This is a genomic window from Terriglobales bacterium, from assembly GCA_035651655.1.
Lineage (GTDB): Bacteria > Acidobacteriota > Terriglobia > Terriglobales > Acidobacteriaceae > DASRFG01.
Genome location: DASRFG010000014.1, coordinates 14700 through 39049 on the forward strand (window position 1 = coordinate 14700; position 24350 = coordinate 39049).

General features: G+C 56.1%; 22 protein-coding genes and 1 tRNA gene. 13 read left to right on the forward strand and 10 right to left on the reverse strand.

The window, feature by feature from the left end; genetic code table 11:
• Positions 1–7: 7 nt before the first annotated feature.
• A complete protein-coding gene (locus tag VFA76_05915) occupies positions 8–1021 on the forward strand; it encodes a hypothetical protein (GenBank protein HZR31370.1) in 1014 nt (337 codons plus the stop codon).
• Positions 1022–1099: 78 nt separating this feature from the next.
• Here VFA76_05915 and VFA76_05920 read toward each other — a convergent pair whose 3' ends face one another.
• Together VFA76_05920 and VFA76_05925 are read right to left on the reverse strand one after the other, a co-directional pair.
• On the reverse strand, positions 1100–1462 hold the full coding sequence (locus VFA76_05920; GenBank protein HZR31371.1) for a hypothetical protein: 363 nt from the start codon (positions 1460–1462) through the stop codon (positions 1100–1102).
• A 337-nt stretch (positions 1463–1799) separates the two neighbouring features.
• The gene (locus VFA76_05925; GenBank protein HZR31372.1) at positions 1800–1955 is read right to left on the reverse strand and encodes a DUF5670 family protein; all 156 of its coding nucleotides are present in this window, start codon (positions 1953–1955) and stop codon (positions 1800–1802) included.
• A 90-nt stretch (positions 1956–2045) separates the two neighbouring features.
• Here VFA76_05925 and VFA76_05930 point away from each other — a divergent pair, with 90 nt between their 5' ends.
• The 5 genes from VFA76_05930 to VFA76_05950 all read left to right on the forward strand — a co-directional run bounded on the left by VFA76_05930 (position 2046) and on the right by VFA76_05950 (position 8869).
• Entirely contained in the window at positions 2046–3419 is a 1374-nt protein-coding gene (locus VFA76_05930; protein HZR31373.1) for an APC family permease, read from the forward strand.
• A 153-nt stretch (positions 3420–3572) separates the two neighbouring features.
• The gene (locus VFA76_05935) at positions 3573–5339 is read left to right on the forward strand and encodes a CocE/NonD family hydrolase (protein ID HZR31374.1); all 1767 of its coding nucleotides are present in this window, start codon (positions 3573–3575) and stop codon (positions 5337–5339) included.
• 41 nt (positions 5340–5380) lie between these two features.
• Entirely contained in the window at positions 5381–7882 is a 2502-nt protein-coding gene (locus tag VFA76_05940) for a CehA/McbA family metallohydrolase (GenBank protein ID HZR31375.1), read from the forward strand.
• A 113-nt stretch (positions 7883–7995) separates the two neighbouring features.
• Positions 7996–8589, forward strand: coding sequence for a cysteine dioxygenase family protein (locus VFA76_05945; protein HZR31376.1), 594 nt, complete (start codon positions 7996–7998; stop codon positions 8587–8589).
• Positions 8590–8677: 88 nt separating this feature from the next.
• Positions 8678–8869 (forward strand): twin-arginine translocase TatA/TatE family subunit, encoded by a 192-nt coding sequence (locus VFA76_05950; GenBank protein ID HZR31377.1) that lies wholly within the window; start codon positions 8678–8680, stop codon positions 8867–8869.
• 119 nt (positions 8870–8988) lie between these two features.
• Here the strand turns inward: VFA76_05950 and VFA76_05955 are convergent, their stop codons facing one another.
• Positions 8989–9477 (reverse strand): prepilin-type N-terminal cleavage/methylation domain-containing protein, encoded by a 489-nt coding sequence (locus VFA76_05955; GenBank protein ID HZR31378.1) that lies wholly within the window; start codon positions 9475–9477, stop codon positions 8989–8991.
• Positions 9478–9860: 383 nt separating this feature from the next.
• On the reverse strand, positions 9861–10349 hold the full coding sequence (locus VFA76_05960) for a prepilin-type N-terminal cleavage/methylation domain-containing protein (GenBank protein HZR31379.1): 489 nt from the start codon (positions 10347–10349) through the stop codon (positions 9861–9863).
• Between the two features lie 277 nt (positions 10350–10626).
• On the opposite strand from VFA76_05960, the gene VFA76_05965 reads away from it, so the two are divergent.
• Positions 10627–10911, forward strand: coding sequence for a DUF4242 domain-containing protein (locus tag VFA76_05965; GenBank protein HZR31380.1), 285 nt, complete (start codon positions 10627–10629; stop codon positions 10909–10911).
• Between the two features lie 60 nt (positions 10912–10971).
• Here the strand turns inward: VFA76_05965 and VFA76_05970 are convergent, their stop codons facing one another.
• Entirely contained in the window at positions 10972–11982 is a 1011-nt protein-coding gene (locus VFA76_05970; GenBank protein HZR31381.1) for an AI-2E family transporter, read from the reverse strand.
• A 420-nt stretch (positions 11983–12402) separates the two neighbouring features.
• On the opposite strand from VFA76_05970, the gene VFA76_05975 reads away from it, so the two are divergent.
• From VFA76_05975 to VFA76_06000, 6 genes are all read left to right on the forward strand, one after another.
• Entirely contained in the window at positions 12403–13788 is a 1386-nt protein-coding gene (locus VFA76_05975) for a TldD/PmbA family protein (protein HZR31382.1), read from the forward strand.
• 241 nt (positions 13789–14029) lie between these two features.
• A complete protein-coding gene (locus VFA76_05980; protein ID HZR31383.1) occupies positions 14030–14398 on the forward strand; it encodes a PilZ domain-containing protein in 369 nt (122 codons plus the stop codon).
• Between the two features lie 19 nt (positions 14399–14417).
• Positions 14418–15281: a response regulator transcription factor gene (locus VFA76_05985; protein HZR31384.1), complete on the forward strand. Its 864-nt coding sequence runs from the start codon at positions 14418–14420 to the stop codon at positions 15279–15281.
• Positions 15282–15430: 149 nt separating this feature from the next.
• A tRNA-Ser gene (locus VFA76_05990) sits at positions 15431–15520 on the forward strand.
• Between the two features lie 143 nt (positions 15521–15663).
• On the forward strand, positions 15664–16767 hold the full coding sequence (locus tag VFA76_05995; GenBank protein HZR31385.1) for a hypothetical protein: 1104 nt from the start codon (positions 15664–15666) through the stop codon (positions 16765–16767).
• Positions 16768–16905: 138 nt separating this feature from the next.
• Positions 16906–17952, forward strand: a complete 1047-nt coding sequence (locus VFA76_06000; GenBank protein ID HZR31386.1) for a hypothetical protein — start codon at positions 16906–16908, stop codon at positions 17950–17952.
• Between the two features lie 47 nt (positions 17953–17999).
• Here the strand turns inward: VFA76_06000 and VFA76_06005 are convergent, their stop codons facing one another.
• The 5 genes from VFA76_06005 to VFA76_06025 form a co-directional block, all read right to left on the reverse strand.
• Positions 18000–19514, reverse strand: coding sequence for an MmgE/PrpD family protein (locus tag VFA76_06005; protein HZR31387.1), 1515 nt, complete (start codon positions 19512–19514; stop codon positions 18000–18002).
• A gap of 43 nt (positions 19515–19557) precedes the next feature.
• Complete coding sequence (locus tag VFA76_06010; protein ID HZR31388.1) at positions 19558–20577, reverse strand: YncE family protein; 1020 nt, start codon at positions 20575–20577, stop codon at positions 19558–19560.
• A 139-nt stretch (positions 20578–20716) separates the two neighbouring features.
• Positions 20717–21982 carry an MFS transporter gene (locus tag VFA76_06015; GenBank protein ID HZR31389.1) on the reverse strand — a complete coding sequence of 422 codons (1266 nt, stop codon included), beginning with the start codon at positions 21980–21982 and terminating at the stop codon, positions 20717–20719.
• 59 nt (positions 21983–22041) lie between these two features.
• Entirely contained in the window at positions 22042–23529 is a 1488-nt protein-coding gene (locus VFA76_06020; protein ID HZR31390.1) for a heavy metal sensor histidine kinase, read from the reverse strand.
• On the reverse strand, positions 23526–24206 hold the full coding sequence (locus tag VFA76_06025; GenBank protein ID HZR31391.1) for a response regulator transcription factor: 681 nt from the start codon (positions 24204–24206) through the stop codon (positions 23526–23528). The genes VFA76_06020 and VFA76_06025 overlap by 4 nt, the downstream gene beginning before the upstream one ends.
• Positions 24207–24350: the final 144 nt, after the last annotated feature.

Sequence of the window (24350 nt, forward strand, 5' to 3'; positions counted from 1 at the left end):
AGGCATATTGGAGCATCACAAGATCCGCGTCATCCAGTACGGGGTAGGCCCGATTGGTGCTGGCATGGTGCGGTTGATGTTACAAAAGCCCGAGATCGAGATTGTCGGGGCCATAGACATTGACCCCGAGAAAAACGGCAAGGATCTCGGCAGGGTGGTCGGCGCCGATCGCGATCTAGGCGTCACCGTGCGCCAGGATGTGCGCGATGTACTGCGCACCGGCGCTCATGTGGTCGTGCACACCACGTCCTCTTACCTGGAGAAGGTTGCCGATCAGTTGATCGGCTGTTTGAATGCGGGTCTGCACGTAGTTTCCACCTGCGAAGAGTTGGCATATCCCTTTCGCAAACATCCGGAACTGTCACAGAAACTGGATCGAACTGCCCGCGAGCATCGCGTTGCGCTGCTGGGAACAGGTGTGAATCCTGGGTTTGCAATGGACAAGCTGGTGCTCACCCTGGGGACTGCCTGTCAGCAAGTCAGCAAAGTACGCGTCCGTCGTGTAGTTGATGCCGCAGGCCGCAGATTGCCGCTCCAGAAAAAAGTCGGGGCAGGAATGACGGAGCAGGAATTTCGCGCCCAAGTGGCGGCAGGCGTCATCAAGCACCACGGCCTGCCCGAATCCGCCGCGATGATTGCCGATTCCTTCGGAATATCTTTAGATCGGATTGAAGAAACCATCGAGCCAGTGATTGCCGATTCTGCTGTTCGCAGCGAGTTTCTCGAAGTGCCAGCCGGCCGAGTGAAGGGCGTGCGCCAGGTCGCCCGTGGAATGGCTGCTGGTGGCGAGAATGTTTATCTTGAATTGCAGATGTACTTGAAAGCGCCGGAGCCCGTGGATGCCATTGAAATCTTCGGTGTTCCCGACCTCAAGCTCTCGATTCCCGGCGGTATCCACGGCGACCTTGCCACCGCCGCGATTGCCGTGAACTGCATCCCGGCGTTGTTGGAGGTAAAGCCTGGTCTCCGCACCTCACGCGACATCCCGATGTGTTATCTACCCGGACTCACGCAGCGCTGAAGTCGCATTGGGGTCAAATGCCAGAGAGCGAAAACCGCTGTTGGGACTGATTACGACGTGACTGGGAATGAGTAGTGGTTAGTTCGGCTTTTTTCCATTCAGCCGGTAACGAAGAAATGCCTTGTCGGCAGCGGACCTCAATTTTTCTGGCGGGGTGTCGGTGGGCGTTGCGGCTTCCTCTCCGCCGCCTTGCTGAAGCGCACGGCGCAGAGTCTCCTTCAGGCCTGATCCGTTGCTCATGATCTGGCCGTAGAACCAGAGGAAGTGACGCATCTGGTCAAGTGCCGCCCGCAAGGTATTCAGGGCTTCGCCTGTGGGCAGTTCATTCGCTTCTCCCTGTTCCACATTCGCAGAAGCTTGAATGGCCGCGAAGTTCAGTTCCTGCTGAATAATTCGCAGGTCCTCGGTGACGCGGCGCATGCGGGCATAAATAGTGTCCATTGATCGTCCTCTTACAACCAGCTGATCGCCTGAGGGAGGAGCAATGAAACAACCTTCTCACCCGTGAGATTTTGTCACCAGATGTCCACTGTGCACTGCCTTTGGTTACTGCCTTTCGTAATGGCCCAGAGGGGCCAAATACCGCTGTCGGCGCGGCTTTTGGAGATCCTTATGGCGAGGAAAGATGTGACTTAAGGCTCGGTACCGAGGCGAGGGCGACGCGGAACAATGCCGATGGCAGGCGGCCCGGGGCTTCAATCCCCGGGGCTTCAATCCCCGGGGCTTCAACCCTATGAGCGGCAGAAAAGGACGAGCCCCGGAGCGTTCTTTGCGAGACCTATGTAGCAGTGGTTCGCGGGCCGCGCACCAGATGCAGGACCAGCGAAATGATCGCCACGATGAGTAACAGGTGGATCAGACCGGAAGTGATGTGTACTCCCAGCCAGAAAATCAGCCACAACGCGACCAGCAGGATAAATAACCCCAAAAACATGGTGACCTCCGCGGCCCCGCACGGGGCCATTCACTGCGATTAGAACAAGGTGGCGCTGGTCGGGTTGCACCATCCGCGTTGCTGCAGTTGATGGCGAGTCCGCTTTTCGTCTTAGGCCACGTCAATCCGTGCTACAACGCTGCTGTGAACACGTCCCGTGAAAGCGCTGGCCTGGTACGCAGCATTGGACGCTGGAGCCTGGCTGCGCTGATGGTGAACTCCATCATCGGCAGCGGTATCTTCGGCCTGCCTTCAATCATTGCTCGGCAGCTTGGGCCGGCCGCCCCGCTCGCTTGGCTACTCGCGGCCGTGTTCAGCGGCATCATCATGGGATGCTTTGCGGAAGTGGCTTCCCGCTTCACCGAAGCAGGCGGTCCCTACCTCTATTCGCGGGTCACTTTTGGCAGGTTTGTCGGAATTCTGATGGGTTGGTTAGCCTGGCTGGTCCGCATCGCTGCAGCCGCTGCCAGCGCCAATCTCTTTGTTGTGTACCTAAAGGAGTTCTGGGGAGTGGCCGGGAATTTCCTTCCGCGATTGCTCATCCTGAGCCTTCTCATAGGCCTGCTCGCTGCAATCAATGTTCGCGGCGTGCGCGCAGGAACGCAGCTCAGCAATGTGGTTACGGTCGCCAAGCTGACCCCGTTGGCCGTCTTTATCGTTGTTGGCGGTGCCTATCTTATTACGCGGCATCAGCACATGGTTGTAGGGTGGGTTCATACGAGCACGCAATCATGGCTCGACGCGATGCTACTCATGGTATTTGGCTATGGCGGTTTTGAGGGCGCGCTGATGCCACTGGGCGAAGCTAAGGATCCCCGCCGCGATGCCCCGTTTGCGCTGTTCACCGCCTTGATCACCTGCACAGCGGTTTACACCACGATTCAAATCGTCGTAATGGGCGTTTTGCCCAACGCTGCCTTAACCGACCGTCCTCTTGCTACCGCCGCTCGCGTCTTTATGGGGCCTGCAGGAGCTGTCCTCTTGACCCTGGGTACCCTTCTTTCCGGTTATGGGTATCTGGCCTCGATGATGCTCAACGTTCCACGACTCACCTATGCTCTGGCTGAGCGCGATGATTTTCCAACGATTTTCAGAGCTGTCCACCATCGCTTCCGCACGCCCTACATTTCCATCATGGTATTCGCAGCGCTGATATGGCTGCTGGCGCTGTGGGGAAATTTTGAGTGGAACGCCACGTTGTCGGCAATTGCCCGACTCTTTTATTTTGCCGTGGTATGTGCGGCATTGCCGGTGCTCCGGCGACGTGAAGCTCGGATCGCCGGAAAAGCAGATTTCGGAGCCGCCGTCTTTCGCTTGCCACTGGGCATTCCGTTGTCATTCGTCGGGGTTGTTACCTGTGCGCTTCTGGTCGGCGGGATCCGCCGTGGGTCTTTCGCAATTCTGTTGGGAGTACTGGCCGTCGCATTCATGAATTGGCTTTGGGCGACCCGGCGACAACGTTAGAACACAGCTGCGGAGCAGCGGCACAGCTTTTAGCCCAGCGCGCAAGCGCTGGGTAAGGCCAGGCAAACAACGCAAGCCCCGGAGGGCCATCCATGCTCAAGGGCGTAAGCCCGGCTTGTTCCCGCCCAGCCCAGATGTTAACCTGCGCGATTCATGAGATCGCTCCCGCAGATTGGCGCGCTGCTGATTTTCCTTGCGCTCTCCTCATTTGCTGACCTGCCCGACTTCGCCGTGGACAAAGACGTTGCGGTTCCCATGCGCGACGGTGCCGTGGTACGCGCGGACATCATGCGCCCGCGCCGTGGTAGTCGCTTCCCAACCCTCGTTTATCGCACGCCATATAACAAGGAAGAGGCCCTCAAGAATTCCACGACATTTCGCCACGCGGTCGAACGCGGCTATGCGGTGGTCGTACAAGATGTGCGTGGCCGGTACGCCTCTGGAGGCGAGTTCGCGGCGTATGAGAACGAGGGGCGCGACGGGTACGACACCATTGAGTGGGCTGCACGCCAGCCTTGGTCAAGCGGCGACGTTGGTACCTTCGGCCTGTCTTATCCCGGAGCGGTGCAGTGGCTGGCCGCCATTGAGACCCCGCCGCATCTCAAGGCAATGGTGCCGGCCATGACCTTCTCGACGCCGCGCCAGTTCTTTTATTCCAGCGGCGTCTTTGATATGTCCTGGATCGAGTGGATCTGGAACAACATGGCTCCCGATGTCCGAATAAAGAAGAACCTTCCCGGCCCTCGGACCTATGCCGATGCCGTCGCCGACTGGAAACGTAATCGCGAGAAGATGCTTAACGTTCTGCCTCTCGACTCACTGCCGGAGCTCCGCCAAATAGCTCCCTATTACTATGAGTGGTTGCACCATCCGCCCGAGGATCCCTGGTGGAACTGGGCGGAGCTTCACGACAAGTACGATCGCGTACACGCCGCCGTGCTGAACCTCTCGGGCTGGTATGACGAAGATTATGGGCCGGAAGGGGCCACCACTAACTTTCTCGGGCTGGTGGCCTCGCGGAAGGGTGACGCTGACCCGCGCACCCATCTCTTGATCGGCCCATGGGTACACGGGGCGGAAGAAACCGGCATCACTCACTCGGGAGACCGCGAATTTGGGCGAGCGGCGCGGATTGATTATGACGACACTGTGCTCCGTTGGATGGACCATTATCTGCGCGGCATCGACAACGGCGTCGAGCGGGAGGCCCCGGTTCGATTGTTCGTCATGGGGGACAATCGCTGGCGAGAAGGTCGCATCTGGCCACCTCAGGGAGTGCAACCCACGGCGTTCTACATTGGCGGAAGTCACCGCAATGACCAGCCGAAAAATCGCGGTGTTCTGACCCGCAGTGCCCCGCAAGAAGAACGATCCACGGTCTTCACCGCCGATCCCGCACATCCCGTCACCGACCCTTACGCGGGCGTTCTCGGCGCCCACGATTTCCGCGAGTTGGCGAAACGCTCCGACGTGCTGGTTTTCGATACCGATCCACTAGAGCACGACCTCGAAGTCACTGGGCCGATCACAGCCGAGGTTTATGTTTCATGCGATTGTCGTGACTTTGATCTATGGGTGCGCCTGCTTGATGTTTTGCCCGATGGCACCGCTTACAACCTGATGAGTCCCGGATCTGACGTGTTGCGAGCCAGCCACCGGAATGCGCAGCATAGCCGTGAGATGCTGAACCCCGGACAAATCTACAAACTGACTCTGCCCAATATGCGGTTGAGCAACGTCTTTAAGTCGGGCCATCGCATCCGGGTGCAGATTTCAGCGTCCTTCTTCCCCGATTTCTCTCGCAATTTGCAGAGTGGAAAATTGGAAACGACTTCTGCAGAGATGCGGAAAGCCAACATTCACATCCACCACGGACGGGGCCATGCCTCGCGACTTGTACTGCCGGTAATGCCTCGATGAATCGAGAGAAGAAATTGCGCCTGCGAATTCTAATTGTATTAATGCTTGTCGCACCCTGCGCCTTTGGCCAGCGTCGTCCCCTATTGCAGCAGATTGATCTCCCTCATCCTTATTACTACCGAGAAATGTACCTGCCCCAGCTCACGACGGGGCCGAGCGCGGTCGCGTGGTCTCCAGATTCGAAGTCGCTGGTCTATTCCATGGCTGGAACGCTTTGGCGGCAGGAGCCCGGGTCCTCCACGGCGCAACAATTAACTGACGGACCCGGCTACGACTACCAACCGGACTGTTCACCTGATGGCCGTTGGATCGTTTACACCTCGTACTACAAAGATGCATACGAGCTCCATGTTCTGGACTTGCAGACTGGTCACTCCCAGGCGATCACCAGCGGCGGCAACGTCAATGCAGAGCCGCGCTGGTCGCCAGACGGCAAGCACATCGCTTTCGTATCCACAGCCTACAATCGCCGCTTTCATATATTCGTGGCTGACGTTGCAGAGGGTGTGCTCGGCAACGTGCAGAGGCTCACAGGTGAAACTCGAAGCTCTCTGCCCCGCTACTACTACAGCCAGTTCGATACGGAGATCAGCCCGGTGTGGTCGCCCGATGGTTCGGACCTGGTATTCATTTCCAATCGCGGACACATCTATGGCAGCGGCGGGTTCTGGCGAATGAAAGCACAACCCGGCGCCGAAGCCCATGAGATCCACTATGAAGAGACCACATGGAAAGCCCGGCCGGATTTCTCACCCGACGGCAAGCGTCTGGTCTACGCCTCATATCTCGGCAGGCAGTGGCACCAGCTTTGGCTTTTACCGTCCAAAGGGGGAGATGCCTTTCCCATTTCTTATGGCGAGTTCGACAACATCAATCCGCGCTGGTCTCCCAACGGCAAGCACATCGCGTTCATCTCTAACCGTGGGGGAAACACCTCACTGTGGATACAAGAAGCTCTCGGCGGAGCGCAAACCCAAATTATTCCCACGGAGCGTCGCTATCGAAAGCCAATGGGCACGCTGACCATCAGCGTCACTGACAACAAAGGGCAGCTCACGCCGGCGCGCGTCTCCATCCTTGGTCAGGACGGCCGGGCTTATGCTCCCGATGACGACTGGATGCGCGGCGATGACAGCTTTGATCCCACGGCTCCGTTCGAAGTGCATTATTTCCATACGCCCGGAAAAAGCACCATCAGAGTTCCCGTGGGCGAGATTTCGGTCGAGACGATGAAGGGACTCGACTATGAGGTAAATAAACGAGAACTGCAAATCGCACCCGGCCAGAATACTGAGATCACACTTCGTCTGCAGCCTCTCTTGGTGCGCAATGAGCCCGGATATCGTTGGGCCAGCGCTGATCTCCACGTGCACATGAACTATGCGGGTGCTTATCGCGACACTCCGCGCAGACTAGTAATGCAAGCAACTGCAGAGAACCTCGGGCTGGTGGAAGATTTAGTTGTCAACAAAGAGCAGCGGATTCCGGATATCTCGTATTTCCGCACTGATCCCGATCCCGCGTCCACGCCCGACATGCTGCTTATGCACAGCCAGGAATTCCATACCAGCTATTGGGGACATCTTGGGGCACTCAATCTGACCAGAAATTTTATTTTGCCGGGCTATGCTGGCTATCCCGAGACCGGCGCAGCGAGCTTGGTTCCTACAAATGCCGATGTCGCTGACCTGGCCCACGCTCAGCAGGGAGTCGTGGGATACGTGCACCCCTTTGAATCCCTTCCCGATCCGGCCAACCCTGCGCCACTCACTGATGAGTTGCCGGTCGATGTCGCGCTCGGCAAGGTTGACTACATTGAAATTGTCGGCTTCAGCGATCACAGGTCGACCGCCGAGGTCTGGTACAAGCTGCTGAACTGCGGGTTTCGGATACCCACAGGAGCCGGCACCGATGCCATGGCAAACTTCGCATCGTTGCGTGGCCCGGTCGGCTTGAACCGCGTGTACGCGAGAATTCCGGACAAGCAGGGACCGAATACCCGGTTGGATCCTCAGGTCTGGCTGGATTCGCTTCGCAAGGGGCACACCTTTGCGACCAATGGCCCCTTGCTGGGGTTCACCCTGGGCGGCCAGAACCTCGGCGAGGAATTGAAGTTGCCGGGTCAGCAGGAAGTCAAATTTACTGCCTGGATGCGTTCTATTGTGCCGGTTGATCATCTTGAATTAGTTTGCAATGGCCAAGTCGCTAAGGACCTCAGATTAGGTCCCGCTCGAACTGCCGCGGACATTCAGGGAACCCTCCCGATTTCGAAGAGCGGCTGGTGCCTCTTGCGGGCATGGAATGAAAAAGCCCACCATGCGGTGCTCGACCTTTACCCATATGCAACCACTAGTCCCGTGTATATCAATGTGGGCTCCGCACCCGTCCGATCGGCAAACGATGCTACATATTTTGTGGCTTGGATTGATAGGTTGACCCAGGCGGCGAAAGCCTTTTTGGACTGGAACAGCGAAGCCGAGAAGGCCCATGTCCTGAAACAGCTATCTGACGCCCGGAATGTTTACGCCCGACAACTCAAGTAAGCATGCTTGATCGGGATCTCAAACAAACACATCACATTTGAGGTTTTTTCTGACGTGAACTACACTTCCGGCTACCGGGGCCCTAATGCCCCCACCGTGATGTGAGGTACCCCATGGCAGTGGCTTCTTCTTCCCGGCAGGTGATCTCGATTGCTAGCCTCGTGCAAGATCTGCGCAATTTTCCGGAACGCTCTTTCGTCTCAACCGAAGAAATCCGGCGCTTCCTGGCGGAACACCCGGTGGATCCGGCTTCACTCGATGGCTACTTGTTCTGGGATGCTCAACACTACACCCGCAACCTTATTGACAAAACGCCGCTCTACGAGTTGGTCGCCATCTGTTGGGAAGTTGGCCATCACAGTTCCATTCATAATCACCGCGACCAAAACTGCTGGATGGCGGTCCCGATCGGCCGGCTGATGGTGCAGAACTATCGCGTGCTCTTTCAGGACTTGAAAGCTGGGAAATGCCACATTGAGAAGTCGTTTGCGGTGCAGATGGATGCGGCAAATCCGGTGGCGGTGGATCCCAATGCCCCAGTGCACAAGGTCTACAATCCGCGCGAGTGGGCCCAGCGCGCGGTCAGCTTGCACGTTTACTCGCGGCCATTCGATAACTGCGATGTCTATTCAGAGGAGCAGCAGACGTGCGGCACCATTGCTCTGAGCTACACCTCCGAGCGGGGCGTACGCTCTCGCCCAGCCTGACAGACTGGTGGCGCCGAATTGACTACCAACTCAAGCTTCTGTAACGTTGATTGTTGCCCTGTGTCTGCAGTTAGGACCTGGAGGAATTATGTTTGAGGGTCTGTTTCAACCCATGCATCTGTTGGTGATCTTTGCCATCGCTCTCTTCATCTTCGGACCCAAAAAGCTACCCGAATTGGGCAAAGGGATTGGCGATGGCATTCGCGCACTCAAGGAAGGTCTGCGCGACGATTCCAGCAAATCTGCGGAGAAGGCTCCGGATCAAACCATCAAGAGCTGACCGGCCCTGCTGTCCGATTGGGAGTGGTCCAGGCCTGGGGCCACAGTCGTCCAAATGGATAAAAAAACCGGGAGCATTGGACTAGCCAATGCTCCCGGTTCGCTATGTTCGATACGGCGTTACTGCAACACAGTCGCAGCGCCACAGTTCGCGATTGCAGCCTGCGCGAAGTGGATCACAGCATCTTCAACCGAGCAGAAGGAGCGCACGCCGGTTTGGTTCTGAGTAACCGGGTCCGAATTCACCAGGTAAGTGGTGAGTGCGCCTGCCGCGTTCGCGTTACCACCAACTGCGGTGAAGTTGTAACCACTCTTGGAACCTCCGCCCAGCGTGGTGTCAATTAAGCACGCCTGGGCGTTTGTGGCTACGCAACCTGCGCCGCCACCGCCACCAAGGTTAGCCAGAGCCGCAGCATAACCGAAGGTCGGAAATGCAACGTTATAAGAGATTTCCGCAGTGTTGATGGTACGCACCGAAGCCACAGCCGATGATTCGTTGGCGGCGATCCTGGCGCGCAACAAGTTCGGAATAGCAATCGCAGCGATGATCAGGATGATCGCTACTACGATCAGCAACTCAATCAATGAAAAGCCTTTATCTTTACGCATCTTTTTTCCTCGACTCGGGATGAACAAAATTTGACCCCTTGGGGGTGTAATCTCCACATTCTCAATTGCATTTTCCTCGCCAGTTCGGGCCAGGGATCGGTTTAAAGTAACCCTATTTGATTCAGCCATTTAACTTCGTATGTGGCCTGGACTTCGAGCCAAAATTCGCAGTGATTGACATTTTTTGTCGCCAGACTGAGGGTGGGCGACATTTTCCGTCAGCCCGTCTGATATGCAGGTTCGTTGCGGATGGCCCAAGTGCGTGCCGGCATATTCCTCACGATGAGCTGGCAGAAAGGACGCCGGGAGGACTTGGATCGCAAAAAAGAAGGGAGCATTGAATCTCTCAATGCTCCCAGATATTGCGACGAGATTTGCTCTAACTATTGCAGTACAGTCGCAGCGCCACAGTTCGCGATTGCAGCCTGCGCGAAGTGGATCACAGCGTCTTCAACCGAGCAGAAGGAGCGCACGCCGGTCTGGTTCTGCGTTACCGGGTTGGTGTTCACCAGGTAAGTGGTGAGCGCGCCTGCCGCGTTGGCGTTGCCGCCAACTGCGGTGAAGTTGTAGCCACTCTTGGTGCCGCCGCCCAGGGTAGTGTCGAGCAAGCAAGCCTGCGCGTTTGTGGCTACGCAACCTGCACCGCCACCGCCACCAAGGTTAGCCAGAGCCGCAGCATAACCGAAGGTCGGGAATGCGATATTGTACGAAATTTCCGCGGTGTTAATGGTACGCACCGAGGCCACAGCCGATGATTCATTGGCGGCGATTCTGGCGCGCAACAAGTTCGGTATAGCAATAGCAGCGATAATCAGGATGATCGCTACCACGATCAGCAACTCAATTAGTGAAAAGCCTTTTTGCTTCCGCATGTTTTCCTCGCTCCGAGATATTTAGGGGACTTCGGTGGTATTACTAGGCAGGTTGGTCGCCATTCGTATGGCAGGCCTGGTTCAGTGCACGAAACGCGCTAAGTGTAGGGGTGTCAACGACTTTTCGATTGGGTTGTAAGAAACTTTTCGTGATGTGCTAGCGTCGAATGACAGAATTTGTCATTATTTCTTGCCAAACTGCGTCTCTCGGTTTTTTTCATCGTTCGCCAGAGGATTGGCCGCTACTTTTAACGATGCCCACGAAAGGAATGCCAGAATGCCCAAATACGTCATTGAACGAGAAATCCCCGGCGCTGGGAAATTGAAGCCTCAAGAGCTACAAGCCGTGTCGCAGAAATCTTGTGAGGTTCTAAGGAATCTCGGTCCGCAAATTCAGTGGGTGCACAGCTACGTCACCGACAATAAGATCTATTGTATTTACATTGCTCCCAACGCCGAACTGATACGCGAGCACGCCCGTAAAGGAGGTTTTCCCGCAAACCAGGTCTCTGAAGTTAAGACTGTGATTGACCCGACGACTGGAGAAAACCACCCCGCCTAGCCGCGATGGCCTGGGCTCGATGACGGGGAAAGCTGATTTTAGATAAGAACAGTACTGTGGCTATTCTCCCAGCCAAACGCCGTAGGGCTGCAGCGATTCAACGTGATCGAAAATGATTTTCATCGCCCCCGTGATTGGGATCGCCAATACCAATCCCATGCCGCCCCACATCCAACCCCAGAAGAGAAGTGCCAGGCTGACCACCAGCGGATTTAACTGCAGTCGATTGCCCACCAGTTTCGGATAGAGCACGTTCAGGGCAAACAAGTGCAACACAAAGACGGTTACAGCGATTACGAGAGCATCGCCCGAGGAAATCTGCCCCAGGCCGACCATCAAAGGGGGCACCAATGCCAACACCACTCCGAGGTAAGGCAGCAGGCTCAGAAATCCGCTGAAAATACCGACAAAGTAGAAAAACGGCAGGTGTATCAGGCCAAACACCGCGGTACTTACCGCCGCCAGGAACAATCCTACTAGCAGGTTTCCCACCATGAAACTGCGCATCATGCGTGCGATCAATCCCAGGGTGACGTAAGCGGCGTGCCGGTTTTCAAGCCGGAACAGCATGACCGTCGCCGAGCGCACATGATGGTGCCAGGTGAGCATGAAGTACACCAGGAATGGAATAAACGAAATCGCGACCAACACTTGTGACACGGAACCTAAACTCTGCGCGAGTGCCTGCCACGCCGGAGTTGCTGCTGGCCGCACGGTCACAGTAGCTCTGTCCTCTCCATCCGGTTCGAGTACTTCTGTAGTTGTTTTCTGAAATGTCTCGGCGCGTGCGCGTGCGCGGTTGATGGCATCGCGGATCTCCCCTGAATACTTCGGCAGGGTTTGCATGAACGTGACGGCTTGACTGTATGAGTAGAAAGTCGCGGCACCCATGAAGGTTAGTAGCAGCAGGATAGCGAGCAGCGAACTAATGCTGCGTGGTAAATGGAGCCGCTGGAGGAAGTCTCGGAGCGGCGCCAGAATGAAAGTAAGCATTATGGCCACCAATAGCGTGATCAGGACTAATCGCGCGACGTAGCAGATGGTAAGGACCACCCCGGCGGCAATTATCATCTCGGCGCGGTCTCTTCCGGTCGGGTGGCTAACCACAGGTGGAGATGAAGGGGCGGTGGTCTCTAATACTAAATGGGCGGCCTGGTGCATTTTCCACTTCCTGGGCTAGGTGGCCGTATATTCGCAGAACAGCGGGAAACTAGCACCTTCCAGAACTTTGGTCAATGAGCGTTTGCGGGAACCAACAGGACCTCGGGTGAGTATGCCGCCAGCTATCTGCCGCCGGCGAGCGGCCGCTCCTGAGTTGCGCCGGGAAATTCTGAACTGTAGCTTGTGATACCCTCCTCCAGGCTGCTCAAACCGGAGCCGTTTCCCGCAGAAACTTTGTTGTTGTGAGGGGTTGAATCACTTGCTGTGCCGCGGCCACGCAGCCATAGTTTGGGCTATTTGGGACATCCAGATATACGAAGGTTGAGCTGGTTGCTAACAAGAGATAAAACTCAGGAGATCTTCGAGCGCGTTCGCAGGCACGCGGCCAGTGATGAGGTAGAAGTCCTGATCGCCGGCGGTCACAGTGCGCTCACGCGCTTCGCTAATAACACGATCCACCAGAACGTGGCGGAAGAGAACTACGTTGTTTCGGTGCGGACCACCTTCAATGGTCGAACTGCACGCGCTACCACTAATAGGTTTGACGAAGAGAGCCTGGGAAGCGCGGTAAAAGCTTCTGAAAGCCTGGCCCGAGTTCAAGAGCCGGATCCCGACTTGTTGCCCATGGCCGGAGCGGAAGTGACCACGGGCACTCCGGAAGTGCGCCGCGCTCACGTTGAAACTTCGTCGCTGACTCCCCAAGACAGGGCCGCAGCAGTACAAAAAATCGTAGGCATAGCAAAAAAGCACCAGCTGACCACCGCCGGAATCTTCTCCAACTCCGAAAGCGTAGAGGCCATTCTGAATTCGCGCGGGCTGGTCGCCTACCACACACAAACTTCCTCAGAAATCTCCGTGACCATGCTGGCCGGCGACTCGTCTGGCTGGCAAAAGGCCAATTCCCCTGACGTGCGCAACCTGAATCCCGTTGCCCTGGCGGAGACGGCTGCCGAAAAAGCACTCAAATCAGCCCACCCGCAGGAACTCGCGCCAGGCAAATACACGGTGATTCTCGAGCCTGCCGCGGTGCTCGACCTGGTGGGATTCATGTTTTGGGACTTCGCGGGCATGGCTATTCTCGATCAGCGCTCCTTCTTGAATAATCGGATGGGGGTGAAGATATTTGGAGAGAACATCACGGTGCGCGATGACGTCACGCACTCTTTGCAATCCGGCGCTCCTTTCGATGGCGAAGGGGTGCGACGTGAGCGGGTGCCGCTTATCGAGAACGGAGTCGTAAAGCGGCTGGTATATGCGCGTGCCACCGCGGAGAAGATGAAGAAGTCAGAGTACGCTTCCAAAGTGGGGCCCATCGAGGCCACCGGCCACGGCTTTCCCTTGCCGAACGAGGTCGGCGAGGCGCCGGTAAATGTTGTCTTCGAAGGGGCGCCAGGGAAGTCAGCCAAAACGATTCCACAGATGATCGAGAGCACTGAGCGGGGAGTCCTGGTCACACGCCTGTGGTACATCCGCGAAGTTGACCCTTACGAAAAGATCCTCACCGGAATGACGCGAGACGGCACTTTCTATGTCGAGGGTGGCAGACTGCAGCACGGAATACGCAATTTCCGCTTCAACGAGAGTCTCATCCACATGCTGAGTAATGTTTTAGAGATGGGCACTTCAGTGCGCGCCAGCGGCGAAGAGTCCTTCGATATGGTGGTCCCTCCGATGAAGGTAGGGGAGTTCAATTTCACGGAAGTCACGAAGTTCTAAGGGGCTTTTCAGGTGGTTGGCCCCTGAGTTCCAGCCCAAGCCAAGTACTGAGAAGCAAAGGGGCCATTCGGGCGTCGAGACATCTTGGCGGCCTTGCATGGCCTTTTTCTGCATCGGAAATTCAATAACCTTTCGTAACTTTTCGACGTTTTCCCTCAAGTGTAAGCTGCGAATACGGTAACTAACATTCGGTGGAGCGCGGTTCCCCGCCTGCGCCACCACGTTACTGGAGACATCAAGGGTGACGGAAGAAGTTACGCCCAAGGCGGGGACAGAACCGGCGCAAGAACCACAGCCGGTGGGGCGCTTCATTGAGAAGCAAAGCGCCATGCGCTTTCCCCTTCGGCTTCCCGTCGAATTTCATTCCCAAAATGGCGATCAGGCCGGCGAGACGCGCAACATCTCCGCCAATGGAGTGCTGTTTCAGGTGGAGAGCGAAATGCCGATCGGCTCCAGTGTGGAGTTCGAGATTTCCATGTCCCCTGAGATTTTAGGGGCGCCCATTGATGTTGCGGTGAAGTGCCGCGGGCGCGTGGTACGCAGTTTTCAAGAAGGCGATCAGCGCTGGGCTGGTGTCGTGATTGACGAATACAAGTTCCAGCGGCGTTAAGGGTTCGTAAGGGGAGAAGATGTCCAGCAGCACGGTCAAAATGACGGAAGCAATTACCCCGCAGGAGGGTAAGCTGCCGCCCATCCGGCTGATCGTAGCCGATAGCCAGACCATCTTCCGCGTCGGTCTGCGCAAGATCTTCGCTGTAGAAGATGATGTTCGGGTTGTTGGCCAGGCCGAGACCTATGGCCAGGCAATCTCGGCGATCAGCAAATTTACCGCTGACGTCATTTTGTTTGAAGCCGCTCTTGCCGGCGATCCCGCGGAAGCGGTAACGGAATTGTTACGCCGTTCTCCGCAATCGAAGCTGGTAGTGCTTACTGCCAACTCGGACAAAGATCTCACTCTGGAAATTTTCCGGCGTGGCGCGCAGGGTGTAGTGGACCGCGCAGTTGAACCAGAACTGCTGGTGAAGTGCATTCGCAAGGTAGCGAGTGGCGAGGTCTGGCTGGACCAGCAAGCAGTGAACTGGGTGCTGCACGCATATCGCAGTCAAGCTACCCGGCCGATGGCCGCTGCTCCCAAGGTGCATCTCACGCAAAAAGAAATGAACATAGTTGCCTGCGTTTCGCAGGGTATGAAGAACAAAGAAATTGCCCAGCGCGTAAACACCACCGAGCAAGTGGTAAAGAATTATTTGCGAAAGGTGTATGACAAGCTAGGCGTTTCCGATCGCCTTGAGTTGGCGCTCTACTGCCTGCATCATCGGTTATTGGAAAATTCTGAAGGCCTCACTGGCCCAGTTGCTCAGCCTGTCTTTCGTAGGCCTGAACCCGCCTCCACCCCAGAAGTACCTGGAACCCAAGCTCCTACCGCAAAGTCCCATGCCGAGAGCGTAACTGAGCCGGCCACGGTTGGGCCGACAGGGACTAAAGCCGAATAATCGCGCAAATGAATTCCAGCCAGTGATCTCCTGGACTGATTGCGCCCTGGTTTGCTCCGAAGTAATTTCGACCAGTACAATCCAGAGAGAGCATTGCGAGTAGTGGGTCCTGAAATAACTCAGCCAAGCCCACGTTGCTTCCTTTAAGCGGAGAGATGGCCGAGTGGCTGAAGGCGCACGCTTGGAAAGCGTGTTTAGGGGAAACTCTAACGTGGGTTCGAATCCCACTCTCTCCGCCAGACTTTACTTTTAGGCGACACAGCTCACCATCCGATAAAACTTGCCCGTGTAGCATTTCATCTAGCCTTCAGTCTCTCTTAATCTGCAGCCCGTACAATTAGTGGGGCTCCGATAACATCGGGCAGACCTTCAGGAGATGAACATGAAATCGCGCTTGGCCGTTTTATTCAGTTTCTGGATGTTCTGGGTGGCGAGCCTGCACGGGCAGGCTAATCCACCATTGAAGTTTCTGCAGAGCATCGACATGCCCAATGTAGAAGGCTACTTCGACCACCCGGCCGTTGATGTTAAAGGCCAGCGCCTGTTCGTTCCCGGCGAATTCCAAGAGACGCTCGAGGTCCTGGATCTTCGTGCCGGCAAGACGATTCACTCGATTACCGGTTTGGGCGGGCACCCGCGGAAAGTCATCTATATCCCGGAATCAAACCAGATCTGGGTAGACCTGGGAAGCGGTCAGTGCAAAGCGTTCAGCGGCGATTCGTACCAGCTGCTCAAAACGGTCCAGCTGAATCCTGATTCGCCACCGGAAGCCGGACGGGAACCCGATAACGGTGTGTACGATCCCGCCACACATTTGTTTTATATCGGCGATCGCGGTGACCGTTCTAAAGAAGATACGAAGGGTTCGATCGAAATCGTGGACACCAAAGCCGGTTCGTACGTAGGTGCGATCACTCTGGACGACAATGATCCCGCCGGCCTGGCGCTTGACCCTGGCTCACCAAGGATGTATGTCGTGCTGGGGCAGACGAGCCGTGTTGCAGTGATTGACCGGGAGAAGCGTGCCGTTGTTGCATTGTGGCCGATCACGGGAGGGCCGCTGCCACATGCGCTGGGTCTCGATGCAGCCCATCGTCGCCTGTTCATCGGCAGCCGCGTTAAGAAAGGACATATTTACAAGCCCGGGAAGATGGTGGTGATGGATGCCGACAACGGCAAAATAATTACGGTCATAGATAGTGAGGGTGGCGTGGATGAAGTGGAGTATGAACCTAAGAGTCAGCGCGTCTACTTCACCGGCACCACTGGCGGGGTAGACGTTTTCAAGCAGGTTGATGCCGATCACTATCAGCGGTTGGCACTGGTTCCGACAAGCCCTATCGCCAAGACATCCCTGCTAGTGCCTGCGCTTAAACGGTTCTACGTGATCGTTCCGAAGCACATCATCCTCACACCACCGATTCCGCAGGAGAAGGAAGCGAGTATCGAGGATGCGAAAGTGATGGTGTTCGAAGTGCTGCCATAGGATGGTTGAGTGGAGCGCGTGATCGGTTTCTGAACAACATTTCACTTCCTTTTCAGACGGAATTCATGTTTCGTATGTAGTTTCAGAGGGCACCAAAGCCGGAATAGGTTTTGTAAACGTGTCAAAGGGAGGATTCTCTTGAAGCTCTTCCGCTTAACTCGCATCGTGATGTGTCTGTCAGTACTTGCCGTGTTTGCGCCCAATGCACTCTCGGAATCTGGTTATCATTTATCCAAGACATATAAATTCGGGGCGGCGCCGGGAGGTAAGGAGTATTTCGACTACATCACGGTAGATGCGCCCAACCGTCGCGTTTATCTCTCCCATGGCAGTGAGGTGCTGGTGGTGAATGCAGACACGGGCGCGCTGGTGAAAAAGATTTCCGGGTTCGACCGGAACCATGGAGTCGCACTGGTGAAGCCACTTGGACGCGGATTTGTGAGTGATGGCGATGCGGGCAAGGTCGTCGTATTCGACCTCAAGACTCTGAAGACCATTGGCTCGGTAAAAGCTGCGGAGGATGCTGATTGCATCGTTTACGATCCGGCATCAAAGCGCATCTTTACTTTGAACGGCGACGCCGGTACTACCACAGCGATCGATCCCCAAGCCCAAACTCTGATAGGGGCGGTTGAATTGGGCGGAAAGCCCGAATTTGCCGCAGCGGATGGGAAGGGTACTCTTTACGCCAACCTTGTGGACAAGAATGAAGTGGTCGCCGTTGACACTCGCGCGATGAAGGTAAAGTCTCATTGGCCGGTGGCGCCAGGCGGTGCTCCTGTCTCCATGGCGATCGATCGAGTACACCGGCGCCTCTTTATTGGAGCGCGGGATCCCAAAATGCTGGTTGTCATGAATGCTGATAACGGGAAAGTTGTCCAGAGCTTGCCCATCAGCGGGGGAGTTGACGCTACTGTTTTCGACCCAGAAAGTGGCACCGTATTCACTTCCACGCGGGAAGGGAAGATTCACATATTTCACGAAGACTCGCCCGATCACCTCAGTTCCGTGGAGACGGTTAATACTGAGGTCGGTGCCAAGACCATGGGGTACGACAGCAAGACCCACAATCTGCTAACGGATACGGCTGACTTCGGAGCGCCTCCGGCACCGACCGCGGAAAAACCGCACCCCAGTCCGGCGGCAGTTCCGGGAACGTTACGCCTTCTGGTTTACAGCAAGTAGCGACCCTCGGGAGGGCAAGGGGCAGGTTGGAGTACTGAGTTGGGCGTTCAGCTTCGCTGAAGCAATGGCCGCAGCGATCTGATGTCTTCTTTGTGATCGAGATTCAATACCGCGTCAATCAACGCCGTGCATTTAGCGGAATCCAGGAATGTTGCCAGCAGGTCGCGAGCTTTCTGAACCACTTCGTCGCGCGTCATGGGATTTTCCACGGTTCCACGTACCGCCTCCACTCGTTCGGTCAGATGTGTCCCATCCTTGAGAGTCAGCTCCAACACTGCCACTCGCTTGGGATAGAGTCGTTCCAACTGCTCATCCGGAACAAGCTGTACCTTGGCGCGCTGCCGGAGGATCACGGGGTCCTGCATCCGCGCCTTATCATGGGCTGCGCGAAATGAGGCATTTTTATCTACCAGCATGACGGCCATCATGTGCTGCAGACAAATGTCGGGCATCTCACGATTGTTGACCGTGTGTGCCTCGCTGTTCGCCATCCGCACATCCAGCTTCTGCACCTCGTCGGCTTCGAACGGGTGGCGTTTGCGTAGGTTCTCCAGCGCGTCTAGGGGGGCCTGGATGGGCGACCCGACAGTCCACTTCTTGATGTTTGTCCTGGTCACCTCGTACCTGCTCCCGAGTTTGTCAATCAATCCGGTTGGATTGGCGCTGGGGGAAAACGCTAGAAGAAAGTTATCTGGGCCCGAAAAAATGTCCTCGACACCCGTCCCCCCGGAGTGGATCAGCAATGCCGCGGTAACCCCGTTGCGCGCCGGCATTCCGGCAAATACAAAAGATTTCTCGATGTGCTGAGTATCGCGCTGCCAGGCAGCTACACCTGACGCCTGCTGTGCGGCATAGTCAAGCAACCATCGCATCTGCTGCGCATTCAATCCGGCAGCACAACCAGCAGCCGCAGCCGATCCAAAGTTTCCTGCAATGCAGTGGTTACTGCGATGGCTCTGCATCTGGTACTGAAAACCTCCCAGCGTCATGGTTACGCGCGACCCGATGTCGTATCCGAGCGCCACGGCGCGCAGGAAGCGCGCGCCACTGATACCAAAATATTCGCCAGAAGCAAGGGCCGCGGGAACTACTGAACAACCAGGATGGGAATGTGAGGGAGCGTGGGAGTCATCGGTTTCGTCGGAGTGGGCCAGCATGCCATTTGCGATTGCCGCTTCCAATGGGCCACAAAGCAGGCTGGAGCCCACCACGGTCGCGGTTTTCTGTCCCGATTGCGCACCTGCAAAGCTGAATGCAACCTTGGCAGGCGGTAAGTCGGCGCCGGAAATCATGGCAGCGATAGTATCCAGAATGTGGTGCTTCGCCTTCTCCAATGCTTCCTCGGGAAGTGGGCGATCCCCGGCGCTGCTCATGTAAGCGCTGAGTTCTTGAATGACCGAAACGGCAGGCGGTGACGTCGCACCCGGAGCTTCTGTTTGCGTGATCGCTTTGAGGGGCAGTGCGCTAGCGGCCAGCGCGAACCCCGTGCCTTTCAGCAAGCCGCGGCGGGTTACCTTGGTCGAGCTCTTTTGTTCAGAGTGTTGTGGTTGCCGATTTGCCATTTTTTGTGTCTCGAAATGTTGGGAAGGCTGGGAGCTATTTGGCCTACTCTACCTTGTAAGCATAGATCTCACCCCGCGAAGTTCCTTGCGGGGGTATTGCAACGAAGTACCGCTGGATGGAATTCACCAGGATTGCATTCTTTCCCAGAGGACCCGAGGGCACTTGCGCCAGAGTGTCAAATTTGTCGGGGTCCTTCTCCTGGATTACCGCAATCGCGCCACTGCCGCCTCCAGAAGCGGCATAGATGCGCTTTCTCGCGGCGTCGAAGATCAGCTCATCGACATTCTTTTCGATAGGAACAGCTTCGATTTCCTTGCCCGTATCCGTGTTGAGCACAACCACCGCGCCACTCCGGCAGCCGACGAACAAGCGATGGTTACCCTCATCAAGCGCCATGGCCACATTCACCTTGCCACGCGTGATTGGCCAACTCGCCACCACGGCCCGCTTCTCACGATCGAACACCTCAACCTGATTCTTTGCCCGATTATTGATGTAAATCCGCGGACTGGATTTGGCTAATGCCATCGCCTCAAGCGTCTCCCCATCAATCTTGACGTCGGCAATCTTCTCCCCTGAAGTGGTGTCCACAATGCTGAACATGGAGAAGCTGTCGTGGGCGTCGCCCCCGCCGTTGTCGATGTAAAGATATTTGGTAGCTGGATCGTAGCCCACGGAATCGGCATCAACCTTCAGTCCCACAGTCTTCAATAATTTATAGGTCTTTCCATCGAAGATCTTGAGATCGCCAGTGCCGCCATCCGTGACGTAAAGCCGGTCCAGATCGTCGCGATAGAACACGGCGTGCGGAACCTGCACCCCGTCTATGTTGCGGATCCACTCTCCGCTTTGGAGGTTGAAAACCAGGACGGCGTGTGCCGCCTCTGCGGCGAGGAACAAGCGATTGCCTGCAACATCAACTCCGAAGTGGTCGAAGCGGGTCGCCTTGATGGTCTCCGGCATTGGATATTTTCCGACCAACGTCAAAGGGCCGGCCGCGTAAACGCTGGTTGCAAGAGCCGTTACAACCGCCGCCAGTGCCAGCTTTTTTACGAGCAACATCTGACTCTCCTCGACAAGCCGGAATGCAACTGATCCCCTCTTGGGCTACGGGACCACCGCAAGCTGAGGTATACCACCCTATGATTAAGGACGCATGAAGATGAAATTAATTTGGGACCCGCCGAAAGCGGATCCCACTCTACACACCTGCCGATACTCTGTTCGAAGGCGAACGTTCCAGGTCCGTTCCACCGCCGGCCTGGTCAGTGAATGGCACCGCTTTCTTTTCCGGTCCGAGAGCGATCACGGTTGCGGCAAAAGCAAAAAGGAAGAGCATAGTGAAACCGAGCGCCTGTTTGTAGGTGAAGTGTTCGGCCAGAATGGATTCAACATAGGCTACTCCGGACGCGCACAGGACCCCCATTTGATAGGCGAAGCCGGGGAAAAAGCCGCGAATTTCGTTGGGAGAAAGCTCGTTCAGGTGCGCGGGAATAATGCCCCATGCTCCTTGCACCATAAACTGCATCAAAAACGCCCCGACCGTGATGATCCCGATCTTCGGTATCAGTATCCAGAAGGGAATCAGGCATGCTCCTAGCGCTGCCGCGGTCACCATCGCACGCCGCCGTCCCAGAGTGTCTGAGATTCGGCCGAAAAATAGTCCCCCACAAATTGCACCTATCATGGAAATTACTGTAATGGTCGCCGTCGTCTGCACGCTGAAGTGATAATGATGGCTCAGGAAGGTGGGATAGAGATCCTGTGTGCCGTGCGACATGGAGTTCATGCCTGCCATCAGCACGACCAAATAAATAAAAAGTCGCCAGTTCTTGGCAAGGGCGCGCCGATACGTCGCCCACGGCATTCGTGACGCATGCCAGACGCGGCTCTCCTTCACTTTTGCGCGGATAAAAAGTGACAGCAATGCCGGCAGTCCACCGATGAAAAACATAGGGCGCCAGCCCCAATGTGGAAATACGAAATAGTACACAACTGCCGCCAGCAAATAGCCGGCGGCGTATCCCTCCTGCAACAAGCCGGACACTATTCCGCGCCATTTTGGCGGGATAGACTCCATTGCGAGCGAGGCGCCTACTCCCCATTCGCCACCCATGCCAATTCCATAGATCAACCGCAAAATGAGGAAAACCGTATAGGTCGGCGCAAGCCCTGAGAGGACCTCAACCAACGAGTAGAGGACGATATCGAGCATGAGGGGGAGACGCCGTCCATAGCGGTCCGCCATCAGCCCAAATATCAGCGCTCCTAGTGGACGGGTTGCCAGGCTGGCGGTAAGTGTTAGTGCGATGGCTGGGATGGTGCGGTGAAAATCCCTGGCGACGGCGCTCATTACCATCACCAGAATGAAAAAATCGAAAGCGTCCAACATCCAGCCCAGAAAGGCTGCAATCACTGCGTTGCGTTGATTGGCGCGTTCCTGTGCGACGGCAGAATTGCTAGCCATGTGGCGCTCCTCCATGCTGCTTACTGCCGAACTGGTTATCTACCAAGCCGAGCGTGTGGTCAGGACTTTCTTTGTAATTGGGCGTAGCCTGCTTCGTGTACCTCGGAAGGAATTTTCGGCGGCGGCGCAGGAGTCTGGCCAGTAACTGCTCCAGTGGCTAACGGCAATTCCACTCGGAAAGTACTGCCTCTACCTTCTTGGCTGGACACGCTGACGTTTCCACCGTGAGCGACGCAGATGGATTTAACAATAGACAGCCCCAGACCGGCACCGCCGGAATATCGGGATCGCGCTTTGTCGGCCCGGTAGAAACGTTCAAACAAGTGCGGCAGCGATTCAGCAGAAATTCCTGCTCCATTGTCGGAGACTTCCAGAATGGCATTGCCAGCCTGGGTATACACCGCGATTTCTACCCAGCCTTCCTCCCCGGTGTAACGGATGGCGTTATCCAGGAGGTTGACTAGGATCTGTCTGAGACGGGAAGGATCGCCCTGTACCCTGATTCCGGGCTGCAACCTGTATCGCAGAGATACCAATTTCTCGTCAGCGAGCAGCTGCATCTGTTCCGCGGTAGTGCTCGCCAGATCGGCAAGATCAATTCGTTGCTGCTCCATCCGCGTCTCGCCGGCGTCAACCCGGGAAATAGCGAGAAGGTTCTCCACAATTTTGGTCAGCCGATCGATTTCTTCCAGAGCACTGCCCAGGGTATCGAGCACTTCCGGAGCCAGCCGTTGCCGCTCGGTGACGTACTCCAACTCTCCGCGCAAGATCGTCAAGGGGGTGCGCAGCTCGTGAGACACATCTGCCGAGAAGCGGTTGATGTGTTGGAAGGCTTCATCCAGCCTGGCAATCATGCGATTCAGGGCGGTGGATAGCCGCTCAAGTTCATCGCCAGTTTTCAGAACAGGAAGCCGCTCGCTAAGGTTTCTGGAGGTGATCTGCTCGGCCTGCCGAGCAATCTCGTTGACCGGGTACAAGGCGCGATACATCAGCAGGTATCCGCCCGCAATCGCGCACGCCAAGATAAACGGCAATCCCACGGCTAACACCACAACCAGCCCGTGCAAGGCATGTTCGATAGGCTGAAACAATGCGCCAGTCTCCACCAGGAAGCGCTTGCCATCGGGAGTCGTAACCGGCATCGCTTCGACGATCAGGCGCCGAGCATCGGGCAGGGTTCGGTCCGCTGAGATATCCTGTTCTACCTGCCCTGAAATTCTGGGAACTTTTTGTGGATCAAAACCTTTGTCTGCCGGGGCGATGGATTGGTATAGCACGCTTCCGTCTTGTCGGCTGACGCGAAGGAACATCTTGTTATTGTCGAAGTCCTCGTTCATCTCGTTGGCAAACCAGGGTTCCCCCTTGGCAGGCACTTTGGCAACGTTCAGGGCGACGTCCTTGGCCTTGTGCCGAAGAGAAGTTCTGAGGGTCTGCTCGAGATATCTTCCGAGACCCATGTAAACGGCAAAACCGAAAAGGACAACTGTGACTGCCAGCACGGCTGCGTACCAGGCTGCCACGCGGAAGCGCAGGGAATGAGTATTCATGCTTCCGCCTGGTCGCTGATCACATAGCCAACACCACGAACTGTACGGATGAGCTTGCGGTCGTGCAGTTCATCCACTTTGTTGCGGAGATGGCGAACGTAAACGTCCACGATGTTGGTGATACCGTCGAAACTTCGGTCCCACACGTGTTCAATAATCATGGTCCGCGAAAGCACTCTCCCCGCGTTCGACATCATGTACTCAAGCAGAGAGTATTCCTTGGACGTGAGCTCAATGCGCCGACCGGCGCGCTTGACTTGCTGAGACAGGCGATCCAGTTCCAAGTTGTCGAGCCGGATGACGCTTGAACGGTTGACGGGACCGCGCCGCAACAAAGCTTTCACCCGGACCAATAATTCCGCAAAAGCAAATGGCTTCGTAAGATAATCGTCGGCGCCGGCCTCGAAGTTCTCCACCTTGTCCTGAATGGCATCGCGCGCCGTAAGCACCAGGACGGGCACCTTGGAGTTCGTGCGCCGCACCTGTCGCAGGACCTCTGTGCCCGGGAGTCCCGGCAACATGAGGTCGAGAATAATCATGTCGTACTCGTAAGTTTGAGCTAGTTCCAGCCCAGTTTTGCCGTCTCGCGCCACATCCACGGCAAACCGCTCGGCAGTGAGCCCACGACTGACAAAGCTCGACACCTTTGCCTCGTCTTCGATCAACAAAACTCGCATTGTCCCTCAGTATAGCGGTTCAAATGAAGCTGAAATGAAGTGAAGATTAAATGTTGTTCAAACAACAACAAATGCCGGGTATTTGCGCTCCAGCCGCGCATCTGGCAGCCATTTTACCCTGTGTTGGCGTGGTACTATCCTGCG

Coding starts and splice junctions, on each gene's coding strand:
- VFA76_05920 (HZR31371.1), bottom strand. CDS start 1,462: ATGGACACTATTTATGCCCGCATGCGCCGCGTCACCGAGGACCTGCGA.
- VFA76_05995 (HZR31385.1), top strand. CDS start 15,664: ATGAAATCGCGCTTGGCCGTTTTATTCAGTTTCTGGATGTTCTGGGTG.
- VFA76_05945 (HZR31376.1), top strand. CDS start 7,996: ATGGCAGTGGCTTCTTCTTCCCGGCAGGTGATCTCGATTGCTAGCCTC.
- VFA76_06005 (HZR31387.1), bottom strand. CDS start 19,514: ATGGCAAATCGGCAACCACAACACTCTGAACAAAAGAGCTCGACCAAG.
- VFA76_05965 (HZR31380.1), top strand. CDS start 10,627: ATGCCCAAATACGTCATTGAACGAGAAATCCCCGGCGCTGGGAAATTG.
- VFA76_05970 (HZR31381.1), bottom strand. CDS start 11,982: ATGATAATTGCCGCCGGGGTGGTCCTTACCATCTGCTACGTCGCGCGA.
- VFA76_05955 (HZR31378.1), bottom strand. CDS start 9,477: ATGCGTAAAGATAAAGGCTTTTCATTGATTGAGTTGCTGATCGTAGTA.
- VFA76_05935 (HZR31374.1), top strand. CDS start 3,573: ATGAGATCGCTCCCGCAGATTGGCGCGCTGCTGATTTTCCTTGCGCTC.
- VFA76_05950 (HZR31377.1), top strand. CDS start 8,678: ATGTTTGAGGGTCTGTTTCAACCCATGCATCTGTTGGTGATCTTTGCC.
- VFA76_06015 (HZR31389.1), bottom strand. CDS start 21,982: ATGGCTAGCAATTCTGCCGTCGCACAGGAACGCGCCAATCAACGCAAC.
- VFA76_06025 (HZR31391.1), bottom strand. CDS start 24,206: ATGCGAGTTTTGTTGATCGAAGACGAGGCAAAGGTGTCGAGCTTTGTC.
- VFA76_05925 (HZR31372.1), bottom strand. CDS start 1,955: ATGTTTTTGGGGTTATTTATCCTGCTGGTCGCGTTGTGGCTGATTTTC.
- VFA76_05940 (HZR31375.1), top strand. CDS start 5,381: ATGCTTGTCGCACCCTGCGCCTTTGGCCAGCGTCGTCCCCTATTGCAG.
- VFA76_05960 (HZR31379.1), bottom strand. CDS start 10,349: ATGCGGAAGCAAAAAGGCTTTTCACTAATTGAGTTGCTGATCGTGGTA.
- VFA76_05985 (HZR31384.1), top strand. CDS start 14,418: ATGTCCAGCAGCACGGTCAAAATGACGGAAGCAATTACCCCGCAGGAG.
- VFA76_06020 (HZR31390.1), bottom strand. CDS start 23,529: ATGAATACTCATTCCCTGCGCTTCCGCGTGGCAGCCTGGTACGCAGCC.
- VFA76_06010 (HZR31388.1), bottom strand. CDS start 20,577: ATGTTGCTCGTAAAAAAGCTGGCACTGGCGGCGGTTGTAACGGCTCTT.
- VFA76_05930 (HZR31373.1), top strand. CDS start 2,046: ATGGCGAGTCCGCTTTTCGTCTTAGGCCACGTCAATCCGTGCTACAAC.